The organism is Lentilactobacillus sunkii DSM 19904, from assembly GCF_001435575.1.
In the GTDB taxonomy this organism is placed as follows: domain Bacteria; phylum Bacillota; class Bacilli; order Lactobacillales; family Lactobacillaceae; genus Lentilactobacillus; species Lentilactobacillus sunkii.
Window position 1 is genome coordinate 1 of record NZ_AZEA01000057.1, and the last position, 1,631, is coordinate 1,631.

Consider the following 1,631-nt stretch of genomic DNA (forward strand, 5'->3'; position numbering starts at 1 on the left):
GAAACAGACTAAGCTTATGATGAATTAAAACCCGACGGGGTTTTGGTTCATCACTTTTTGTTTTAAAGTGATTGTGAAGTTGATAAGGTCGTTAGCACGTTTGGCGCTGGACGCCGCAGCTGAAACTGGCCAACTTCATTGTTCTTATACGAATCTGCTCTAAGTCTGTTGGCAATAATGCCGTGTATTGAAAATTAGATTTATAAGACTTGAAGCAACAACTTTGAAAGGTTAGGTGATACAAATGCGTGTGGTTTTTGGTATCGACGTTAGTAAGGCAACTTCAACTGTTGCAGTTGTTGTAAACAAGAATAAAGTGGCTGGGTTTGAAGTTCAAAATAATCGTTCCGGATTTGATAAGCTGTTGAAAAGCTTAGCCAACTTTCAAAAGCCTGAGATTGTTTTTGAAGCAACAGGACTATATTCACGCCGGCTGCGGGTATTTCTAGACGATTATGGTTACCGTTACACTCAATTGAACCCATTGGCATCTAAGAAGCAATTGGATCGACTGCGGCCAAACAAATCAGATAAAAATGATGCGTTTAACTTGGCTGAAACGCAGTTTCAGATTTCGCGAGCCTTAACATATGTCCAGGCACCCGTTTACCAATCATTGCTCGATTGGAGCCGTTTTTATGATCAAGTAACAGTTGATGCAGTAAAGGATAAGAATCGCCTTCATAAGGCCCTTCAGTGCACTTTCCCAGAGGTTGAGAACCTGCTCAACGCTCCAACCGGCCACCTATATTGGCACTTGTTACGGCAATTTCCTATCTCAAGCACAGTCACGAAGCTAAGCTCAACGCAGTTGAGTAACACAATTGAAAAGCTGCCCCATGTATCGCATCAGCGGAGTATTGAGCTTGCCAATCGTCTTTCTCAGTTGGCTTCAGAATCTTATCCATGTGTCGGAGAAAAATCCGCAATGGTTGAAGAAGTGTGTTATTTGGCTACTGAACTGTTAAGGCTCGATACTCAAAAAACTGAGATTATCAATAAAATGGCAATTCTTGCACAAAATTTACCGGAACTTGATATTCTTGAAAGCATTCCTGGAATTTCAATCAATACAGCTGTTCGCCTTATCGGCGAGCTAGGTGATGTGCGTCGCTTTAAGAGTGCCAATAAGCTTAATGCGTTTGAGGGCATTGATCTCAGACACTTTGAATCAGGTGAGTTTGTGGCAGTTGATCATATTAGTAAACGTGGAAACCCATATGCTCGTAAGATCCTGTTCCGAACAATTCTCAATATCATGACCAGCTCACGAACCAAGCCTTCACACATCAATGACTACATTGTTCGAAAGAAAAAGCAATCTTCCGGAAAGTCTAGTTTCAAGAAGATTGCCATTGGCGCCATCCATCATTTGAACCGCACCATGTATCACTTAATTACTACCAACCAGAAATATGATTACCCAAGAGCTCAACCAAAGCTAAGGTAATTTACTGGTCACAGTAATCATACCAACCTTGCGAAAATAAATAAATACGTAAGGCTTATTTGGTATACCTTGAAACAAGTATTTAACTATAAAATTAGGTGAACTGCTTCATCTGTCGGACGAAGTCTGACATTAAATGACGCTGTAATCCTCTATATATATTGACTATACGTAGAAAACG

1 protein-coding gene is annotated in these 1,631 nt (G+C 40.6%); it reads left to right on the forward strand.

Going from position 1 to position 1,631, the window contains the following annotated elements:
- Positions 1-244: 244 nt before the first annotated feature.
- Positions 245-1,450 carry an IS110 family RNA-guided transposase gene (locus tag FD17_RS12860; protein WP_057826577.1) on the forward strand — a complete coding sequence of 402 codons (1,206 nt, stop codon included), beginning with the start codon at positions 245-247 and terminating at the stop codon, positions 1,448-1,450.
- The last annotated feature ends 181 nt before the right edge of the window (positions 1,451-1,631 follow it).

Bases quoted from the DNA above. Each gene is read 5' to 3' on its own strand.
- FD17_RS12860 (WP_057826577.1), top strand. From the start codon at position 245: ATGCGTGTGGTTTTTGGTATCGACGTTAGTAAGGCAACTTCAACTGTT.